Origin of the sequence: Synechococcus sp. CS-1328, assembly GCF_025128095.1 — a bacterium.
GTDB lineage: Bacteria > Cyanobacteriota > Cyanobacteriia > PCC-6307 > Cyanobiaceae > CBW1002.
Genome location: NZ_JAHLYT010000071.1, coordinates 286,302 through 305,923, shown reverse-complemented (window position 1 = coordinate 305,923; position 19,622 = coordinate 286,302). Strand labels below are relative to the sequence as shown.

At 67.7% G+C, this 19,622-nt stretch carries 17 protein-coding genes; 11 read left to right on the top strand and 6 right to left on the bottom strand.

Features of this window, described 5'->3' with window-relative positions; all coding sequences use genetic code 11:
- Window positions 1-78: 78 nt before the first annotated feature.
- Window positions 79-891: a helicase DnaB gene (locus tag KQ310_RS14735; RefSeq protein ID WP_259722467.1), complete on the bottom strand. Its 813-nt coding sequence runs from the start codon at window positions 889-891 to the stop codon at window positions 79-81.
- 266 nt (window positions 892-1,157) lie between these two features.
- On the opposite strand from KQ310_RS14735, the gene KQ310_RS14730 reads away from it, so the two are divergent.
- Complete coding sequence (locus tag KQ310_RS14730; protein ID WP_259722466.1) at window positions 1,158-2,759, top strand: glucose-6-phosphate isomerase; 1,602 nt, start codon at window positions 1,158-1,160, stop codon at window positions 2,757-2,759.
- 3 nt (window positions 2,760-2,762) lie between these two features.
- Here the strand turns inward: KQ310_RS14730 and leuS are convergent, their stop codons facing one another.
- Both leuS and KQ310_RS14720 read right to left on the bottom strand, forming a co-directional pair.
- Entirely contained in the window at window positions 2,763-5,468 is a 2,706-nt protein-coding gene (gene leuS, locus KQ310_RS14725; RefSeq protein WP_399238634.1) for a leucine--tRNA ligase, read from the bottom strand.
- A gap of 64 nt (window positions 5,469-5,532) precedes the next feature.
- On the bottom strand, window positions 5,533-5,775 hold the full coding sequence (locus KQ310_RS14720) for an Hfq-related RNA-binding protein (protein ID WP_259722465.1): 243 nt from the start codon (window positions 5,773-5,775) through the stop codon (window positions 5,533-5,535).
- 81 nt (window positions 5,776-5,856) lie between these two features.
- Here KQ310_RS14720 and dapF point away from each other — a divergent pair, with 81 nt between their 5' ends.
- The 5 genes from dapF to KQ310_RS14695 all read left to right on the top strand — a co-directional run bounded on the left by dapF (window position 5,857) and on the right by KQ310_RS14695 (window position 11,107).
- On the top strand, window positions 5,857-7,059 hold the full coding sequence (dapF, locus tag KQ310_RS14715; protein ID WP_259722464.1) for a diaminopimelate epimerase: 1,203 nt from the start codon (window positions 5,857-5,859) through the stop codon (window positions 7,057-7,059).
- Complete coding sequence (locus tag KQ310_RS14710) at window positions 7,040-8,314, top strand: cysteine desulfurase family protein (protein ID WP_259722463.1); 1,275 nt, start codon at window positions 7,040-7,042, stop codon at window positions 8,312-8,314. The genes dapF and KQ310_RS14710 overlap by 20 nt, the downstream gene beginning before the upstream one ends.
- 26 nt (window positions 8,315-8,340) lie before the next feature.
- Complete coding sequence (locus KQ310_RS14705) at window positions 8,341-9,030, top strand: DUF1995 family protein (protein ID WP_259722462.1); 690 nt, start codon at window positions 8,341-8,343, stop codon at window positions 9,028-9,030.
- A gap of 147 nt (window positions 9,031-9,177) precedes the next feature.
- Window positions 9,178-9,705, top strand: a complete 528-nt coding sequence (locus tag KQ310_RS14700) for a DUF4330 domain-containing protein (protein ID WP_259722461.1) — start codon at window positions 9,178-9,180, stop codon at window positions 9,703-9,705.
- A 67-nt stretch (window positions 9,706-9,772) separates the two neighbouring features.
- Window positions 9,773-11,107 carry a D-alanyl-D-alanine carboxypeptidase/D-alanyl-D-alanine-endopeptidase gene (locus tag KQ310_RS14695; protein WP_259722460.1) on the top strand — a complete coding sequence of 445 codons (1,335 nt, stop codon included), beginning with the start codon at window positions 9,773-9,775 and terminating at the stop codon, window positions 11,105-11,107.
- Between the two features lie 44 nt (window positions 11,108-11,151).
- Here KQ310_RS14695 and KQ310_RS14690 read toward each other — a convergent pair whose 3' ends face one another.
- Window positions 11,152-12,111, bottom strand: coding sequence for a hypothetical protein (locus KQ310_RS14690; RefSeq protein WP_259722459.1), 960 nt, complete (start codon window positions 12,109-12,111; stop codon window positions 11,152-11,154).
- A gap of 1 nt (window position 12,112) precedes the next feature.
- A complete protein-coding gene (gene coaD, locus KQ310_RS14685; protein ID WP_259722458.1) occupies window positions 12,113-12,604 on the bottom strand; it encodes a pantetheine-phosphate adenylyltransferase in 492 nt (163 codons plus the stop codon).
- A gap of 97 nt (window positions 12,605-12,701) precedes the next feature.
- Between coaD and KQ310_RS14680 the strand changes: the two genes are divergently transcribed.
- From KQ310_RS14680 to KQ310_RS14660, 5 genes are all read left to right on the top strand, one after another.
- Window positions 12,702-13,196: a flavin reductase family protein gene (locus KQ310_RS14680; RefSeq protein ID WP_259722457.1), complete on the top strand. Its 495-nt coding sequence runs from the start codon at window positions 12,702-12,704 to the stop codon at window positions 13,194-13,196.
- A 28-nt stretch (window positions 13,197-13,224) separates the two neighbouring features.
- Window positions 13,225-15,363 carry an excinuclease ABC subunit UvrC gene (gene uvrC / locus KQ310_RS14675; protein ID WP_259722456.1) on the top strand — a complete coding sequence of 713 codons (2,139 nt, stop codon included), beginning with the start codon at window positions 13,225-13,227 and terminating at the stop codon, window positions 15,361-15,363.
- Between the two features lie 65 nt (window positions 15,364-15,428).
- The gene (locus tag KQ310_RS14670) at window positions 15,429-15,719 is read left to right on the top strand and encodes a hypothetical protein (protein WP_259722595.1); all 291 of its coding nucleotides are present in this window, start codon (window positions 15,429-15,431) and stop codon (window positions 15,717-15,719) included.
- Window positions 15,703-17,253, top strand: coding sequence for a cryptochrome/photolyase family protein (locus KQ310_RS14665; protein ID WP_259722455.1), 1,551 nt, complete (start codon window positions 15,703-15,705; stop codon window positions 17,251-17,253). The genes KQ310_RS14670 and KQ310_RS14665 overlap by 17 nt, the downstream gene beginning before the upstream one ends.
- 221 nt (window positions 17,254-17,474) lie before the next feature.
- The gene (locus KQ310_RS14660) at window positions 17,475-18,467 is read left to right on the top strand and encodes an aromatic ring-hydroxylating dioxygenase subunit alpha (protein WP_259722454.1); all 993 of its coding nucleotides are present in this window, start codon (window positions 17,475-17,477) and stop codon (window positions 18,465-18,467) included.
- On the opposite strand, the gene KQ310_RS14655 is transcribed toward KQ310_RS14660, so the two are convergent.
- Entirely contained in the window at window positions 18,455-19,570 is a 1,116-nt protein-coding gene (locus tag KQ310_RS14655; RefSeq protein ID WP_259722453.1) for a Rieske 2Fe-2S domain-containing protein, read from the bottom strand. The two genes, KQ310_RS14660 and KQ310_RS14655, sit on opposite strands and share 13 nt — an antisense overlap.
- Window positions 19,571-19,622 lie beyond the last annotated feature (52 nt).

The following is a 19,622-nucleotide window of genomic DNA, read 5'->3' as shown; positions in this document are numbered from 1 at the left end:
CCAACCCGAGGCTGGACCACGAGGACTGCTGGATCAGATCAGATCAAATCAGATCAAATCAGACCTGGTCAGACCAGCTCAGATCAGGGGAGCGGGTTGCTTGCGGCGGTTGCCGTAGAGGAGGGCGTGGAGTGCGGGGTCCTGCATGTAGCGCAGCACCCGAGAGGGGTAGTCGAGCTTGCCGTTGTGCAGGTAGGCCAGGGTGGCGAGGGCCTTGGCTTCGTGGGGGGAGCGGCTCGCGATCGGCGGCAACGGACTGCCCAGCTTGAGTTCCTTCTGGAGTCGCTCGAATTTGCCCACCAAGAGGGTCACGTTGCGCTCCGGATCCAGCAAGGCATCGCGCGCCGCCTCCAGTTCCTCCTGGGTCGCATCGGGCGAGAGCAGGCCCTGGTGCACCATTTCCCCCAACCCCAGCTGGGCGGGGCCGAGGGTGCTGAACAAGCCGGAGTGGGCGGCGATCGGGTGGCTTTCGCCGGGCTTGGCATGCTGCATCTCATCGAACAGCACCGCAGCCACCAGCATCGGATTGACCTTGCGGCGCAGGGATTCACTCAGGATCACCGGCCGTAGCTCTTCCAGCCGGGTGAGGGTGTGAGAGCGGAGCGGTTCGAGCTGGTCGAGGCCCTCCGTGAGCAATTGCGCCAGGGGCGGCTGAGGTCCATGCACCCCGAAGCGCTTCTGCAACTCCCGCAGTTCCTCGGGAGTGAAATCGATCGGATTGACCCGCTGACCCTCACTGACGGAGCCGATGGCCTCGCGGCTGGCGCCGCTGAGGCTGCCGGACTGAGCCGAGTCGCTGATCAGGAAGGGAAGGGGGTGTCTTGATTCTCCGAGACCCCCCAGGGCCATGACGATCAGAGCCGTGGCGGCAACCAGCTCGCGACGTCGCATCCTGTTCTCACGTCTGCCGGAGGGCGGTACGACCTGCTTGACGGTGCCCGGTTCCGAGCGGAGAGAAGGGGCCCCTGAGGCTTCTCCGGAAACGCGATGGTGCAGGAAGCGCAGCACGAAGGGGGAGAGTCCTGAGGGGTGGGGGGGAGTTCTTGAGAGAAAGTGTAAAGAGATTCGTCCCCATCTCCCTTCAGGAGTGTGCAGTTGCGGTTCTTCTCGCCCCCCCGATACCGTCAATTTGATCACCGCAGGCGGTTCCAGGCCCCATGTCCCAGCTTCCCGCGTTCAACGGCCACGATCCGGCGACCCAGTGGGACCGCTTCTGCGCCCTGCTCTGGCACGACGAGGCCCTTGGCTTCTGGCTGGATGTGAGCCGCATGGCGCTCGATCAGCCCAGCCTTGACGCTCTCCGTCCGCGCTTTGCCCAGGCCTTTGAGGCGATGACGGCCCTGGAGGATGGCGCCATCGCCAATCCCGACGAACAGCGGATGGTGGGGCACTACTGGCTGCGGGCACCGCAGCTGGCCCCCGATGCCGAGAGCGGCGCCCACATTGCCAGCGAAGTCGATCAGATCGAGACCTTTGGACGCCGCATCCTCGCCGGTGAGCTGATGGCCCCGTGCGGCCGCCCTTTCACAGATGTGCTCTGGATCGGCATCGGTGGCTCGGGTCTGGGGCCGCTGCTGATCATCCGCGCCCTGCAGGAGCAGGAGGCGGGCCTGCCCTTTCACTTCTTCGACAACGTCGACCCCCAGGGGATGAGCCGCACCCTGCGGGCCCTGGAGGAGCGGCTGGCCACCACCCTGGTGATCGTGGTCAGCAAGTCCGGTGGAACGCCGGAACCGAGGCTGGGCATGCAGCAGGCCCGCGCCCGCCTCGAGAGCCGCGGCGGCACCTGGGCCGCCCAGGCCGTGGCCGTGACCATGCGGGGCAGCCAGCTCGATCGCCTCGCCGAACAGGAGGGCTGGTTGCAGCGCTTCGACATGTTCGACTGGGTTGGCGGGCGCACCAGCATCACCAGCGCCGTGGGTCTGCTGCCGGGGGCTCTGGCGGGAGCCGACATCCGCTCCTTCCTCGGCGGTGCCGCAGCGATGGATGAAGCCACGCGGGTGGCCAGCCTCGAGAGCAATCCTGCTGCCCTGATGGCTGCTTCCTGGTACCAGGCCGGCGAGGGCCATGGCGCCCGCGACATGGTGGTGCTCCCCTACCGCGATCGCCTCGAGGTGTTCAGCCGCTATCTGCAGCAGCTGGTGATGGAGTCGCTCGGCAAGCAGCGCGATCGAGACGGCCTGATCGTCAACCAGGGCATTGCCGTGTACGGCAACAAGGGCTCCACCGATCAGCACGCCTACGTGCAGCAACTCCGCGATGGAGTCGACAACTTCTTCGTCATCTTCATCGAAGCCCTCGATGATGCCACCGACATCGAACCGGTTCAGGGGGATCGGCCCGGTGATTTTCTCGAGGGCTTCCTGCAGGGCACCCGCTCAGCCCTGATGGAAGGAGGTCGGCAATCGATGGCGATCACCCTGCGCCGCTTCGATGCCCGAGCTCTCGGTGCCCTGATCGCGTTGTTCGAGCGGGCCGTGGGCTTCTACGCCGAACTGGTCAACATCAATGCCTACGACCAGCCCGGAGTCGAGGCCGGCAAGAAGGCGGCCGCGGTGATTCTGTCGCTGCAGGAGCGGCTCGAAGGCACCCTGGCCGATGGCCAGCCCCGTTCCCTGGCCGCCCTCCAGAACGAACTCGGATCGGACAGTCCCGAACCGCTCTTCTGGATCCTGCGTCACCTCTGCGGCAACGACCGCGGCTATCAGGCGGATGGGAACTGGGGCGAGCCGGCCTCCCTGGTGTTCCGTCGCGCCTGAGCCTCAGGGCACCAGGTTCACCAGCTTGCCCGGCACCACGATCACCCGGCGCGGTGGCTGACCCTGGAGCCACTTGGCGGCGATGTCGCTGGCCAGGGCCAGGCGTTCCAGGGTGGCGGCATCGGCATCCGCCGGCACCTCCAGGTTGCCGCGCACCTTGCCCTTGACCTGGATCACCAGCGGGATGGTGCTGCGCACCAGAGCTGAGGCGTCGGCCGTGGGCCAGGGCTGGGCGTGGATGCTGGTGCTGGCCAGGTCATCGCTGTCGCGGCGGCCGCCGAGGTTCAGCCACAGCTCCTCGGCCAGATGGGGCGCGAAGGGGGCCAGCAGCAGCAGCAGGGTGCGCAGGGCTTCGGCGGCGAAGACGTCGCCACTGGCCGCCAGGTGGCTGGCCATGGCATTGCTGAGCTTCATCAGCTCCGAAACGGCTGTGTTGCACTGCAACTCCTCGCCGGTCAGGTCGTCAGTCACGGCGGCGATGGCGGTATGCACCGCCCGGCGCAGCTCCCGTTCGTCGTCCAGGAGGTCAGGGCTGCCCCCTGCCGCCGCGATCGCCGCCGCCACAGCCTCCGAGCTGCCAGCCCCAGCGGCCAGGCTCAGTCCTCGCTCCGAGGCGGCCTCCACAAGGCGCCAGATCCGCTGCAGGAAGCGATACTGGCCCTCCACATCGGCGTCGTCCCATTCGAGATCCTTCTCGGGCGGCGCCTTGAAGAGAATGAACATGCGCGCCGTGTCGGCGCCATAACGGTCGATCACCACGGAAGGATCAACACCATTATATTTTGACTTCGACATCTTCTCGTAGAAGACCTCCAGAACTTCGCCAGAGTTCGGGTCGCGCGGATCGGTGGGGTCAGCCACATCCGCCGGTGCGATGTACTTGCCGCTGTGGGGATTCTTGTAGGTGATCCCCTGCACCATGCCCTGGGTGAGCAGGCGGCTGAAGGGCTCATCGAAGCCCAGCAGGCCCCGATCACGCAGCACCTTGGTGAAGAAGCGGGAGTAGAGCAGATGCAGGATGGCGTGTTCGATGCCGCCCACGTACTGATCCACAGGCAACCAGGCATCCACCGCCTCGCGGCTGAACGGGACTTGCGTGTTGCTGGCGTCGCTGTAGCGCAGGAAATACCACGACGAACACATGAAGGTGTCCATGGTGTCGGTCTCGCGGCGGGCGGGTTTGCCGCAGCAGGGGCAGTCCACCGTCACCCAGTGCTCCAGCTGGGCCAGGGGCGAGCCGCCCCTGCCGGCCAGAGCAATGCCCTGGGGCAGCTCCACCGGAAGCTGCTCGGCCGGCACCGGCACCACGCCGCAGGTCTCGCAGTGGATCACCGGAATCGGACAGCCCCAGTAGCGCTGGCGGGAGATCAGCCAATCGCGCAGGCGAAACTGCACCTTGACCGTGCCCCATCCCTGCTGCTCCGCCGCCTCGGTGATGGCCTGCTTGGCCTCGCGACTCCGCATCCCATCGAAGGGGCCGGAATGGATCAGCACGCCCGATTCGGTCCAGGCGCCTCCCTCGAAGGCGTGTTCATCACTGCCCTCGGGAATGATCACCTGCTGCACCGGCAGTTCGTACTGCCGCGCGAACACGAAGTCCCGATGGTCGTGGGCGGGCACGCCCATCACGGCGCCGGTGCCGTACTCCGCCAGCACATAGTTGGCGATCCAGAGGGGGATCAGGCCACCCGTGGCGGGGTTGCGCACCATGGCACCGATCGGCACGCCCCGTTTGGGCTTGTCTTCGGCGGTGCGCTCCTGTTCGCTCTGGCGGCTCACCAGATCGCAGAAGGCTTCGACGTGGATCGACTGCTCCGCAGTGGTGAGCTGGGCCACCAGGGGGTGCTCCGGCGCCAGCACCACATAGCTGGCGCCGAAAATCGTGTCCGGACGGGTGGTGAACACGCTGATCAGTTCGCCGCTCGCCTCTCCCTTGGCGTCCACCACCTCAAAGCTGAGTTCAGCGCCTGTGCTGCGGCCGATCCAGTTGGCCTGCATGGTGCGCACCCGCTCCGGCCAGCCCTGCAGCGTGTCGAGGTCGTCGAGCAGCTGGTCGGCGTAGGCGGTGATCTTCAGGAACCACTGGCGCAGCTTGCGCTTCTCGACAAGGGCGCCGGAGCGCCAGGAGCGGCCCTCGCTGTCCACCTGCTCGTTGGCCAGCACCGTCTGGTCGATCGGGTCCCAGTTCACGGTGGCGTCCTTCTGGTACGCCAGACCGGCGTCAAGGAACTGCAGGAACAACCACTGGGTCCAGCGGTAGTAATCGGCATGGCAGGTGGCCACCTCGCGCTGCCAGTCGATCGAGAGGCCCAGCTGCTTGAGCTGCTCGCGCATCGAGGCGATGTTCTGGTCGGTCCAGGCACCGGGCTCCACGCCCCGCTCGATGGCGGCGTTCTCGGCCGGCAGGCCGAAGGCGTCCCAGCCCATCGGATGCAGCACCGCCTTGCCCCGCATCCGGGCCGCCCGGGCGATCACATCGGTGATCACGTAGTTGCGCACATGGCCCATGTGCAGATTCCCCGAGGGATAGGGGAACATCGACAGGGCATAGAAACTCTCACCGCTGCCTGGCTCCGGCGTGCGATGCAGCTGGTGGCGATCCCAGAGCTCCTGCCAGCGCGTTTCGAGGGCCTGCGGCTGGTAACGGGAGGAATCGTTCACGGCGGAGTCGGTCACGGCGCGGTCCCGGCCGTGGAAGACGGGCCGCAGGGCAGCCTGTGATCGTGCCACAGGCCTGCTGGTTCAGCCTGGTGGTCCCGGCTGATCCCGTCGGTCAACCGAGGGCGCGCAGCACGCTGATGGCGTGGCGGTTGATCAGCACCAGTGGCCGGCCGTCTTCGTGCTGCAGCCCGATGTATTCGACGTCCTGCCAGAGGATGATTCCCTCCATCTCACTGCCGCTCTGCATCAGCACGCTGACCGGCTTGTGTTCCCGGATCATGTCCTGGATGTGGCGGATGCCCGGCTGGGTGGTGTCGAGAATCTGACCGCGACGGTCTGTAAAGGGGTTGTCCATGGCGGGCGCACGGGCTGGTCGGCTGCCGGGCTGGTGGGGCGCCCTTCCTAGGATCACCCTCAGCTCCTGTCGCGCACCATCGTGCTCCAGTTCAGCAAGTATCAAGGCCTGGGCAACGATTTCCTGATGCTCGACGGGCGCAACGCCGCCGAGGAGGACGACAGCCTGGGCCTCACCCCCGAGCTGGTGCGCCGTCTCTGCGATCGGCGCTTCGGTGTGGGCGGCGATGGGGTGATCCTGGCCCTGCCTCCGGGCCAGGGGGGAGAGCTGCGGATGCGGATCTTCAACGCCGATGGCACCGAACCGGAGATGTGCGGCAACGGCATCCGCTGTCTGGCCCGCTTCCTGGCGGACAGCGATGGCGATGAACCGGGCCGCCAGTGGCAGATCGAGACCCTGGCGGGCCGGATCGTGCCGGAACTGCAGGAGGGCGGCACGATCCGGGTGGACATGGGCAGGCCCCTGCTCGACCCCGAGGCGGTCCCGACCACCCTGCCCGTGGGCGAGGCCGGCATCCCCCAGGGGGATCTGGAGGCGGCTGGGTATACCTTTTCAGTCGGCGCCGCCGGCATGGGCAATCCCCATGTGGTGATTCCGGTCACCGATGTGGCGCTGGTGGAGCTGGAAAGCTTCGGCGCGGCGCTGGAGGTGCATCCGGCCTTTCCAGCCCGCACCAATGTTCACTTCGTCCAGGTGCTCTCCCCCAGCCACCTGGTGATGCGGGTGTGGGAACGCGGTGCCGGGCCCACACTGGCCTGTGGCACCGGTGCCTGCGCCACCCTGGTGGTCTGCCACCGGCTCGGCCTCAGCGAACGCCGCGCCCGGCTCGATCTGCCCGGCGGCCCCCTGGAGATCGACTGGGACGAGGCCACGGACCATCTGTTCATGACCGGCCCGGCCGAGGCCGTCTTCGACGGCGTGGTGGCTCCGGCCCTGCTGGATCTTGATCAGCACGATCCGGACCAGCAGGGTTCTGTCGAACCGTCCCCATCTCCTCGTGCGGATTCCGCTGGATTCGTCGGTGATCCCGCCGCTGATGCTGCGGCTCCAGAACCGGTGGCTTCGGCCACCACAGCTGTTTCTTCCCTGCCCGAGATCAACTGTGCCGTGGTCTGCGTGAACGGCTGTGTGCGGCAGGATGCCTGCCCCAGCGCCGAGGCCCGCGCCCGCGTGGCGGCCCTGCTGGAAAGCCGCTCCCTCGACGACCTGGTCGCGATCGCCACCAACTCCCTGGACGACCGCACCCGGGCCCGGATCGAAGCGAATGGTCCCCTTGGCGGCTGAGGTCTACCTCGATGCCTGTGCCACCACTCCGCCGGCTCCGGCGGTGCTGGCGGCCATGGCTGCCGCTGACGCGGAGGCCTGGGCCAATCCCTCCAGCCTGCATGGCTACGGCCTGGCGGCGGCCGAGCGGCTGGAGCGCAGCCGGGTCTCGATCGCCACCCATCTGGGGGTGGAGCCCGATCGACTGGTGTTCGTCTCCGGCGGCAGTGAGGCCAACCATGCGGCCCTGCTCGGCATGGCGGCTCGGATGCAGCCGGGCCGGCTGCTGATCTCCGCGGTGGAGCACCCCGCACTGGCGGCGGCGGCAGCCCGGCTCCAGGCCCGTGGCTGGCAGGTGCAGGCCCTGCCGGTCGAACGGCGTGGGGTGGTGCGCCTGGATCGGCTCGAGGAGCTGCTTCAGCCGCCGACCCGGCTGGTCTCGGTGATCTGGGGCCAGAGCGAGGTGGGGGCGCTGCAGCCGATCGAGGCCATCGGCGCCCGCTGCCGAGCCGCTGGAGTGCCGTTCCATACCGATGCGGTGCAGGTGGTGGGCCACCGCGGCATCGATCTGGGCCGCCTGCCGGTCGACCTGCTCAGCCTCACCGCCCACAAGCTGCAGGGACCACGGGGGATCGGTGCTCTGGTCCTGGCGCCGGGGGTGGAGATCGACCCCCTGATCGGCGGCGGCGGTCAGGAGGGCGGGCGTCGTGGCGGCACCGAGCCGGTTGGCCTCGCCGCCGGTTTCGCCACCGCGCTGGATCTGGCCGCCGCGCGGCTGCACCGCCATGGCGGCCTCGATCCGCTGCTCCCCCTGCGCAACCGCCTGCTGGCGACACTGCTGAAGCTCGAGGGAGTGCGCCTGAGTGGGCCCCATCCCGCCGATCCCGATGGACGCCTGCCCCATCACATCAGCCTCCTGGTCGCCGATGCCGCTGGCCGCCCCCTGGCGGGCCGGGATCTGGTGCGGGCGCTGTGGCGCCACGGCTACGCGGTGAGCAGCGGTTCGGCCTGCAGCAGTTCTGCCCGCAAAGGTCTTGGGCGCACCGGGTCATCCCGCACCGCGGTCCCCGACGGGGAATCTCTGCGGCTGCGTCCGGATGCCAGCCCCGTGCTGCTGGCGATGGGGTACAGCCCGGATGAGGCGGCCAGCGGCCTGCGTCTCAGTCTTGGCCCCTGGCTGAGCCAGGCCGATCTGGAGGGATTCCCGGCGGCGCTGCAGTGGGCCCGTGCCGACCTCGCAGCGGGTTCAGCCGGCGTTGACGGGCGGGCTGGGTAGGGTCGCGCCGATCTCGCCCCTTGCCGATGCTTCCCGCCGATCTGCGCGCCGCCGAGTTGCAGGCCCTCGAGGCGCTGAAGGCCGCGCTCCTCGCCGACGCCAAGGGCCGCTGGACCTTGGAGTGGCGCTTCGAAGGATTGCGGGTGCTGCCGGTGGTGCTGCGGCTGGCCTCGGCGATGCAGGAGACGGGCCAGGAGCTGCGCCTGCTGTTCGGTGATGCTGGCGCTACCGCCCTGGCGAAGCGGGATGCTCCTGATCTGGCCGGTTGCATCGCCAGTTTCAGCGACCAGATCCGCCGCCAGAGTGAGGCCCCGGGCCAGGAGCTGCTGCTGCTGGTGGGAGCCAGCCAGGCGGAATACGAGTTGGTGGAGCAGGTCTGTGGCGGCCATCGCGGCGCCGTGGTGCTGGTGAACAGTTCCCTGGAGGATGCGGCGGTGGGGATCGGTAGCGTCGCCCGGGAGCGGCGCCGCGGCTTCCTGGCGGGCTGGCAGAGCGCCTATGCGCTGCTTCCCCAGGCGGAGGCGACCCTGAGACGGTGCTACCCCGGCCCCTGGGAGCTCTACCGCCTCGATCCCGATGGCTACCGCCTCTGCACCACGTTCGAACAGAAGCCCGATGCCGAGCAGCAGGCCCTGGCCCTGGCCGGAGAGGGGGGTCTCGATCTGGGCGGACAGATGCGGGTGCTGGATCAGTTCATCGAAGGCCTGCGCAACTGAGGCCAGCCAATCCGCACCACGGAAGCCAGTGGGCCTGCGCCACGGAAACCAGTTGGTCTATGCAATGGAAACCAGCACTCCCGCTTTCGCCTCGGGGCTTGAGGGCCCTGGTTGCCCTCCTTACACTGCGCGCAAAGCTTGAGGCCCATGGCTGATTCCCCCGCATCCCGACCCCGCGGCTGGAGCCTGGTGGATGCGGGTGCAGCCGTTGCCGTGCTGCTGGCCGCTGCCGGCGTGATCTGGAGCCCGAAACTGAGCAGTGCCGTGGCCCAGGCCACCGGTGATCTGCAGACCGTCACGGTGATGGTCGACGTGCGTGGCGTGCCCGTGGCTGATCCCGCGGCCCTGCTCGCCTCCGCCGAGAAGGAGGGCAAGGTGGCGATCGTGATCCGTAACCAGCCCCACGGCACCGTGGCGATCCAGAAGCTGATCCCGCTGCAGAGCCGTCTGGTGGCGGTGCAGCCGAATGGCTCGGTGGTCACGGCGATCGATCCCAACCAGGCCGTGTTCGGTCGTTTTGATGCCCGCTTCGTGCTGGAAGGCCAGGGCCGCAAGGGTGAGGGTGGGGTGGTCTTCGGCAACCAGAGCCTCAAGATCGGTGCTCCGGTGGAGCTCGAGGGCAAGCAATACCGCGTCCAGGGTGTCGTGACCGGCCTCCAGGTCGGGGAGGGTTGAGATGGGTTCGAATTCCTCGCTCAAATCCAATCCATCGACCCCGCTCAACCCGTCGCCATGGCTGAGCTTGTCCCAGCCGTCATCGCAGCGCCTGAGCCTGTCCCAACGGTCTGTCCTGGCCCTGACGGCCTTCAGCTTCCTGGCCGCGCCGCTCAGCGCCGTTGCCCAGCAGCGGCCGGCGGTTCTGGCCGCGCCGCCTCCGGTGGCTCTGCAGCCGGTCCCGGCCCTGAGCCTGCCCGCCACCCCGCAACCGGTCGGTCTGCCGCGGCTTCAGACCCAGGTGAGCTGTCCTGCCCTGCAGCAACGGCTGTTGGCCGCCCTGGGCGGCGAACGGTCGGTCTGGAGCGTCTCGGTGGCAGATTCCAGCGGCCGTTTGCTGGCCGATGTGAACGGCACCCAGCCCCGCATTCCGGCTTCCAACCAGAAGCTGATCAGCACCGCTTTCGCCCTCGATCGGCTCGGTCCGGACTATCACCTCAGCACCCGCCTATGGCGTTTGCCGGATGGCACCCTGCGCCTCACGGGCGAGGGTGATCCCGATCTGGCGGTGCCGCAGCTTCAGCGCTTCGCCAAGCTGGCCCTTGGCTCCGGTGGCGGGCCAGGCGAGTCGTCCGGCCTGGTGACCCTGCAACTGGCCGAGGAGCCGGCCCAGGCCTGGTGGCCCAGAGGTTGGAATCCGGCCGATCGGGCCTATGCCTATGGCGCCCCGATCACGCGCCTGGCGGTCACCAGCAACGCCATTCACGATGCCGTGGCCAACCCGCCGGCCCGTCTGCAGGCGCTGCTGCAGAAGCTGATGGTCCAGCAGGGCGGCAAGGCGCGCCTGGCTCTGGTGTCAGCCACCACACCCCTGCCTGCCGATGCGGTGCTGCTGCATGAGGAGGCCTCGTTGCCGATGTACGGGCTGCTCAGCCTGGCCAACACCGAGAGCCACAATTTCACGGCCGAGGTGCTGCTGCGCCAGGCCAGCGGCACCTGGGATCTTGATCAGGCCCGGCAGGCGGCGACCCTTTGGCTCACCGAACAGGGCCTGCCGACCGAGGGATTGCGGGTCGTGGACGGCAGTGGTCTGGACCGGGCCAACCGCCTCACCAGCCGCCTGCTCGCGGCCCTGCTGCTGCGCATGGATCAGCACCCCTACGGCCGCCAGTACGTGGCCTCGATGGCGATCGCGGGTCAACGCGGCACCCTGCGCAACCTCTATGTGGGCACACCGCTGCAGGGCCATTTCCACGGCAAGACCGGCACGATCAGCGGCGTGCGTTCGATCAGCGGCGTGCTCGATTCGCCGGACGGGACCCGTTACGTGAGTGCCATCTCGAATGGGGCATCAGCTCCGAACACCACCATCGGTCAGGTGCTGCGCCAAGCCCAGACGGCCGGGCTCTGCCCAGCTGTCTAGTCAGCCGTCTAGCTGGTAGTGAAGGCGAGGGCGGCAGTATGTCGTCAGCCTCTGCCGCCAGCCACCTGTCGCAGCCGCCCAGCGGCCCGGCGGGCCCGGCTGACCGATCCGCCGGAGCCCTCGGGACCCTCGGCTGGAGCTGCCGCCGAGGAGCTTGGCCGGCTGGCGGTGACGGACTCCTCGGTCTGCATGCGCACCAGTTCCCGGCGGCCGGCCAGCACCACCTGGCTGAGGTCCTTGAGGCGGCCTTCCAGCTCCCCCAGCACCTGCTCGGCATAGCGATTGGCCCCCTCCTGCACAGAGGCCGCCTCCTGGCGGCTGCGGGCGATCAGCTGCTCGCACTGTTGCTGGGTCTGTTGGCGGAACTGCAGGGCATCGTTCTGCAGCCGTTCGGCTTCCGCCTGGCTTTCCCGCTGGATCCGCAGACCTTCCTGGCGAATGCCCTCCAGTTCCTGCAGACTTTGCTGGCGGGTCCGTTCGTGCTGTTCCAGCAGGAGGCGGTTGCGTTCGGTCGCCTCCTGCTCCATCTGCTGGCGCCGTCCCTGGGCTTCCTGTTCAAGGTGCTGACGCCTGGCAGCGAATTGCTGCTCCATCTGGGCAAGCCTGGCCTGGTGCTCCTGTTCGGCCTGGGCAGCCTGCTGGCGGGCCTGTAACAGCACCTGCTCACACTGCTGGCGGGCCTGTTCGCGCATCTCGGAGCTCTGCCGTTCCGCTTCCTGGCGCACAGAGGCGCTCTGAATCAGCTGCTCCCGCTCCCGCCGCGCCTGGGCGACGATCTCCTCAGCCTGCTGGCGGGCCTTCTCGATGAAGCTCTCCCGCTGACGGATCAGCTCGTCCGCCTGCTCGATCTGACCAGGCAGAGCCTCCCGCAGCGCATCCATCAGCTCGATGGCGTCCTGCTCGTTGACCAGCCGCCCGCCGCTGAAGGGGATGCGGCTGCCATCGAGCACGAGCTCCTCAAGCTGCTCCAGCTGATCGAGCACGGTGATGCGCAACTCGGACATCTCAGGCCGTCGGGGATGTCCGATTAAAGAGCCTGGCCAGATCTTCCGCCACTCCCGCCGGCACCATGTGGCGCACATCCCCACCGAAGCGGGCGACCTCCTTCACCACTGAACTGCTCAGGAAGCTGTGGTGCACTGCGGTGGCCAGGAAGAGGGTTTCCACCGCCGGCGCCAGGCTCTTGTTGGTGTGGGCGATCTGCAGTTCGAATTCGAAGTCGCTCAGGGCCCGCAGCCCCCTGAGGATCACGGCGGTGCCGCACTGGCGGGCGAAGTCGACGGTGAGCCCGTCGAAACTGCCCACCTCCACACCGGCCAGGTGGGCGGTGGCGGCCCGGATCTGCTCCAGGCGTTGCTCCAGGCTGAAAGCGGGTCGCTTGCCCGGGTTCTGGAGCACCGCCACCATCACGCCGTCAAACAGGCCGGCGGATCGCTCGATCAGGTCGAGGTGGCCCAAGGTGAGGGGATCGAAGCTGCCGGGATAGAGGGCGCGCATCGCTCCGTTCCTGCTGGCAGCAAGCCTATGGGCTGCTTCACCTGCGGATGGCTTTCTAGAGTCAGGACAGCCGCGGGCGTCCGCGCCCTCCCCTGCCATGTCCGACCAGCCCGGCCTGAACGCGGAAGCCAAGAAGGTGCTGCTGCGCAAAATCCCCCATGGGGTGTTCATCTGCGGTGTGACCGAAGGCGAGGAAGTGAATGGCTTCACCGCCAGCTGGGTCACCCAGGGATCGTTTGAGCCGCCGCTGGTGGTGATGGCCGTGCGGGCCGATTCCACCAGTAACGGCATCATCCAGCGCACCGGCCGGTTTTCCTTGAACGTGCTGAGCTCCGATCAGAAGGATCTGGCGGCCGTGTTCTTCAAGCCCCAGAAGGCCATGGGTGGCCGCTTTGATGCGGCACCGTTCAGCCTTGGCCCCCTCGGCCTGCCGATCCTCAATGAGGCCCTGGGCGGTGTGGAGTGTGAGCTGGTGGGTCAGGTGGCCCACGGCGATCACACCGTGTTCGTGGGTGAGGTGAAGAGCGCCGTGCTGCACCGCGATGCCAGTGCCCTGGAGCTGAGCAGCACCGGCTGGCAGTACGGCGGCTGATCCCCCGCAGCACCCGGTGGTTTGCCCCTTGGCTGAGTCCCTCCCCGAGCCCGCCGGTGCGACCCAGCGCCCCTTGATCCAGCAGCCTGAGCGTCTGCGGGCCCGCCTCAAGGCGGTGCCTGCGGAGCCAGGTTGCTATTTGATGCGCGACGGCGACGACCGCATCCTCTACATCGGCAAGGCGAAGCTGCTGCGCAACCGGGTGCGCAGTTACTTCCAGGCCTCCCAGGGGCACAGCCCCCGCATCGGCCTGATGGTGCGGCAGGTGTGTGAGATCGAGTTCATCGTCACCGACAGCGAAGCCGAGGCGCTGGCGCTGGAGTCGAACCTGATCAAGCAGAACCAGCCGCACTTCAATGTGCTGCTTAAGGACGACAAGAAGTATCCCTATCTCTGCATCACCTGGAGCGAGGCCTATCCGCGGCTGTTCATCACCCGCCGCCGCCGCTTGCGCAGCCCGCTGGATCGCTTCTACGGCCCCTATGTGGATGTGGGCCTGCTGCGCCGCACCCTGGGCCTGGTCAAGCGCGTGTTTCCGCTGCGGCAACGGCCCCTGCCGCTGCATCGGGATCGCACCTGCCTGAATTTTGATATCGGCCGCTGCCCGGGTGTCTGCCAGGAGAAGATCAGCTCGGACGATTATCACCACATCCTGCGCAAGGTGGCGATGATTTTTCAGGGGCGCAATGATGAGCTTCTGGAGTTGCTGCAGGTCCAGATGGAGCGCTATGCCGAGCGGCTCGATTTCGAGGCGGCAGCTCGGGTGCGCGACCAGCTGCAGGGTCTGGCCAACCTCACCGCCGATCAGAAGATGAGCCTGGGGGACAGTTCCGTCTCCCGCGATGTGCTGGCCCTGGCGGCGAATGACCGGCTGGCGGCGGTGCAGCTGTTCCAGATGCGGGCCGGCAAGCTGGTGGGTCGGCTCGGTTTCACTGCTGATGCGGTGGCGCTTCCCGCTGCGGAGGAAGGAGCTGGCGGCGAGTTGCCAGCCGCTCCTGAGCTGCAGCAGGCTCTCGGCCGGATCCTGCAGCGGGTGATCGAGGAGCATTACAGCCAGGTGGAAGCGGTGGAGATCCCGCCGGAGCTGCTGTTGCAATACCCCCTGCCCCAGCAGAGCCTGATTGAGGAATGGCTGGCGGAGCGGCGCGGCCGCCGGGTGAAGCTGGTGGTGCCGCAGCGGCAGCAGAAGGCCGAGCTGATCGAGCTGGTGGTTCGCAATGCCGGCTATGAACTGGAGCGGGCCCAGCGCAGCAGTGAACAGAACACGCTGGCGACCGAAGATCTGGCCCAGCTGCTTGATCTAGCCCATCCACCCCGCCGGATCGAGGGCTACGACATCAGCCACATCCAGGGCAGTGATGCGGTGGCGTCGCAGGTGGTGTTTCTCGATGGCCTGCCGGCCAAGCAGCACTACCGCAAGTACAAGATCCAGAGCAGTTCGATCCGCTCCGGCCACTCCGACGACTTCATGGCCATGGCCGAGATCATGCGTCGCCGCTTCCGCCGCTGGGCCCAGGCCAAGGCCGAGGGGGCGGATCTGCGCGAGCTGCGGCGGGCGGCCGATTCGGCGCTGCACACCGGCGGGCTCAATGACTGGCCCGATGTGGTGATGATCGACGGCGGCAAGGGCCAGCTCTCGGCGGTGATGGAGGCTTTGCGGGAGTTGAATCTCGACGAAGACCTGGTGGTCTGCTCCCTGGCCAAACAGCGGGAGGAGGTGTTCCTGCCCGGTGCCCGGGAGCCGCTCGAGAGCGAGCCCGAGCAGCTGGGTGTTCAGCTGCTGCGGCGCCTGCGTGATGAGGCCCACCGCTTCGCCGTGAGCTTCCACCGTCAGCAGAGGGGGGAGCGGATGAAGCGCTCGCGCCTCTCCGATATTCCTGGCCTGGGTCCCAAGCGCGTCAAGGAGCTGCTGGCTCACTTCCGCTCGATTGATGCCATTCAGCTGGCCAGTGCCGAGCGGATTGCGGAGGCTCCGGGGGTGGGACCGGCCCTGGCGCAGCAGGTCTGGGCCTATTTCCACCCGGATGCGGATGCTGACACCACCGGCATCAACAGCGACATCAACACCGACACAGCACCAGCAGCGGATCGGGATCCACGCCTCACCGATGCCGCTCCTGATCGCGGCAGCCAGGAGAATGGGACCCCCCTGGAGCTCGCCGGTTGAGGCGCATCCCTGGCCTGCTGCTGAATGGTCTGCTGCTGCTGAGTGTTCTGGCGGTGGCCCTGCCTCTGCTGCCCCTGCCCGTGCCGCTGGCCCTGGCACCCCAGGCCCTGATACCGCAGGCCCTGGCGGCGCCGGGCCTCTGTATCGGACCCGTCTGCGCTGAGCAGATCACCCGCAGTGCCAAGCACCACTTCCAGCTGCGCCTGCGGATGAGTGATCAGCAGGGGCACCACGAGCGGTTGGTGGTGGATTGTCGCGACGGTCGCCTCAGCCCGGCGACCGGACCGGTGGAGCGGGGCTATGTGGCGGCGCTGACCCGCCGCGCCTGTCGCCTCAGCGGTGAGCCGATTGGCTGACCCCACCACCGGACTGGGGGTATGGGTGCTGGTTGATCAGCTCAGCGCCGATCAGGCCGCCCTGGCCAGCACGGGCCCCGGGCAGGCGCGGGTGCTGTTGGTCGAGAGCGCCGCGGTCCTCCGCCGCCGGGCGTCTCACTGCCAGAAGCTGGTGCTGCAGTGGAGCGCCCAGCGGCACTTCGCCGTCGCCCTGCGGCAGGCGGGCTGGGAGGTGGATCACCGTGAGGCGGCCAGCTCCTGCGAGGCGGTGCGGGGCTGGATCGCCGAGCACCGGATCGAGGAGCTGCGCCTGATGGAGCCCGCGGACCGGGAGTTCCGCCGCGCGATCGATGCCCTGAGGCTCCCGGTGCGCCTGGTCTGGCTGCCGAGCAACGCCTTCCTCTGGAGCCGGGAGGCATTCTCGGCGTGGGCCGAGCGCCAGAAGCAGTTGCGACTGGAATTTTTTTACCGCGAGGGGCGCCGCCGTTTTGAAGTGCTGCTGGAGGGGGAGGGCAAGACGGCCCGTCCCCTAGGCGGCCAGTGGAACTTCGATGCTGAGAACCGCAAGGCGCCGCCCCGTGGACTGGCGGGTCCGTCTCCGCTGGTCTTTGCGCCGGATGCGATCACCGAGGCGGTGATTGAGCGGGTGGAGCAGCTGCAGGAGCAGCGCAGGGCTGATGGTCTGCCGCCGCTGCCGGGCAGTCCGCGTCCGTTTGGCTGGGCGGTGAGCCGGCAGCAGGCCTTGGCGGTGCTGGAGCACTTCATCGCTACCCGTCTCGATGGCTTCGGGCCGTATCAGGACGCCATGGTGCAGGGGCAGCCCACCCTCTGGCATGCCTTGATTTCGCCCTATCTCAACCTGGGGCTGCTCCATCCGCTGGAAGTGATCCGCCGGCTGGAGGCGGCGGGCCTGGAGCGGGGCACGCCCCTAGCGGGTTTGGAGGGGGTGATCCGCCAGATCCTCGGCTGGCGTGAGTACACCCATGGCCTCTACCACTGGTTTGGTGAGGCCTATGCCGCCAGCAATCACTTCGATCATCAGCGACCCTTGCCGGCGTTCTTCGAGGAGCTGGGCGGCAGCGGCATGGCCTGCCTCGACACGGTGCTGGCGGAGCTAAAGGCCACCGGCTACTCGCACCACATTCAGCGGCTGATGGTGCTGGCCAACTACGGCCTGATCGCCGGCCTCGATCCGCAGGCCCTCACCGCCTGGTTCCACCGGATGTTCATCGACGGCCACGACTGGGTGATGCAGACCAATGTGCTGGGCATGGCGCTGTTCGCTGATGGCGGACGCCTGGCCAGCAAGCCCTATGCCGCCAGCGGCAACTACATCCGCCGCATGAGCAACTACTGCCAGGGCTGTCGCTACGACCCCCGCCAGCGCATCGGCCCGCAGGCCTGCCCGCTCAATGCCCACTACTGGGATTTCCTCGCCCGCCACCACAACGAACTGAGCCGCAATGGCCGCATGTCGCTTGTGCTGCGCCAATTAGAGAAGATCCCTGCCGAGGAACTGGCTGAGATCCGGGCGACGGCGGCGCTGCACGGTTAGGGCTGGCCTCTCGGCGATCAAGGTGGCGGTCGGGTCCGAAAGACACCCATGCATCGGGATCCCAGCTGAGGCCCTCAGGATTCATCGCTTCAGGTCTCCAGCTATCGAGCCCATGCTCCTGGGCCAACCAGACCACCGAGCCCGACCCACCCGAGACCGCGAGATGCCACCTCCGCCGGGATCCAAAATTGATCACTGCCACACTTGTGCGCCACCCCGCCATGCCCCTCGATCCCGCCCGGTTGCGTCCCTTCTGGTATCCGGTGCTGCCGCTTGATCAGCTTGGGAACGATCCGGTGGCCGTGGAACTGCTCGGGGAGCCGCTGGTGATCTGGCGCGGCGGCGATGGCGCGCCCCACGCCGCCCCCGATCGCTGTCCGCACCGCTCAGCGCGGCTCTCTAGTGGCAGCATCGGGGCGGACGGAAGCCTCCACTGCCCCTACCACGGCTGGGAATTCTCAGGCGACGGTCGCTGCCTCGCCATTCCTCAGCAGCCGCAGCGGCCGATCCCCGAGGCCTGCCGGCTGCGCACCTATCCGGCCCAGGCGCGCTATGGCCGGGTGTGGGTGTGCCTGTCGGACCAGCCGCGGCTGCCACTGCCCAGCTTTCCCGAGGAGCACGACCCCTCACACCGCCTGATCGATGGTTTCTGGGAACTCTGGCCCTGCTCGCCCTTCCGGGTGATTGAGAACGGGCTCGACAATTTCCACCACTACTTCGTGCACCGCGGGCTGCTGCAGGCCACCACGGCCCAGCCCGATCCGATCGAAGGGCCGATCGAGGACACCGTTGACGGCTTCCGCTTCCGCATCCCCCTGCAGGTGCACAACAACGCCGTGCTCAAAGACACCCTCGACCAGGACACGGACACCTTGACGGTGGAGCGGCAGGTGAGCTGGATTGCGCCGCTCGGCCTCAGCCTGGAGCTGGAATGGCCGAATGGCCTGAGGCAGCGGATCGTGCTGCACGCCGTGCCCACCAATCCTCAGGACACGCGAATCAGCCGCTTCTACTTCCGCAACGACACCGAAGAGCAGGTGCCGGCTGCCGCCATGGTGCGGTTCGAGCGGGGCCTGATCGATCAGGACCGGGCGATCCTCACCGCCATGGCCGCCGTGCTCGAACCCTGGCCAGCAGGAGAGCATCTGATCGAAGCCGACCAGCCGATCGCCCTGATGCGCCAGCGACTGAGGGAGCTGATTCAGTCGCTCTGAACCAGCAGATCGCGGGGGTGGGGTTTGTGGCCGAAGGCGATCGGGCTACCGGTGATCGCCTCCAGGTAGCGGAAGAAGCGATACACCGGCGCGTCATTGACGCTGGCATTACCGACCGGAATGCGGCCGCCACCCAGCAGCTCCGCCTGGCTTTCGATGAAGGGACGGTCCTCGTCGTTGTTGTGATTGGAGAGATCCCGCAGTGCCTTGAGCGCCGGCCCGTTCTCCAGCAGGGAGCGCCAGCGACCACCGGCATACAGGGTGCCGCGCAGGGTGGTGCTGCCGCGATCGTCGGGTACGAACAGCACCGCCAGATGCAGACCATCATCCAGCTTGTTGAGCCAGAGATTGGGGGCAGCGCCCACCTTCCAGTAAGCCTGCAGACTGTCGCGGTATTGGTCGTAGGTGACCAGCACCGAGCGTTCCGCGTCGTCGCAGACCATGTGCATGCCGCTGAGGGTCTCCTGGCCCAACCAGCGCCGCAGCTGATGCACCGTACGGGCGATGGCGTGAACGTGGAAGCCATGGGTGTGATCGATGCCGCTGGTGACCACCAGGCCCCAGGGACCCTTCGGATAGCGGTAGTGGAACAGCGGCAGGGCGTCGGTGCGGCTGGAATCGAGCAACTCACCGGCGAATTCCGCCGGCAGCTGCGCGTCCTGCAGGGCCGCCTCCACTTCAGGAGCGAGCCAGGCGGCGGGATCGGCCGAGGCGAACAGGCGCCTGCCCGCCGGCAGCCAGAGGAACCCACCCCACTCCCGCAGCGGCAGCGTCACCAGGTGCTCGGCGCGGCCGGTTTCGCCATGAAGCGTGCGCACGCACTGGCCTGCCTGATCGAACTCCTGGTAGTGATAGGGGCACCGGACGACCGAACCCTGCACCCGCGGTGGCGTGCCGGCGCAGGAGAAGGACACGAGCCGGTGGGGGCAGACATCGAGGTGGGCGGATACCCTGCCGTCGGCTCCCCGGACCAGCAGGAGGGGCAACGCGAACACCCGCAGACTGAGCGCCGATTCCGTTGGCAGATCGGCGCTCGACAGGATCGGCCAGGCCACCAGCCGCTCCGACAGCCAGGGTCGATCGAGATCGAGGGACGGGGGCACTGCCTCTGACAACGAAAGAGTCATCCTACGGAGAGAGGTGCTGCATTTTCAG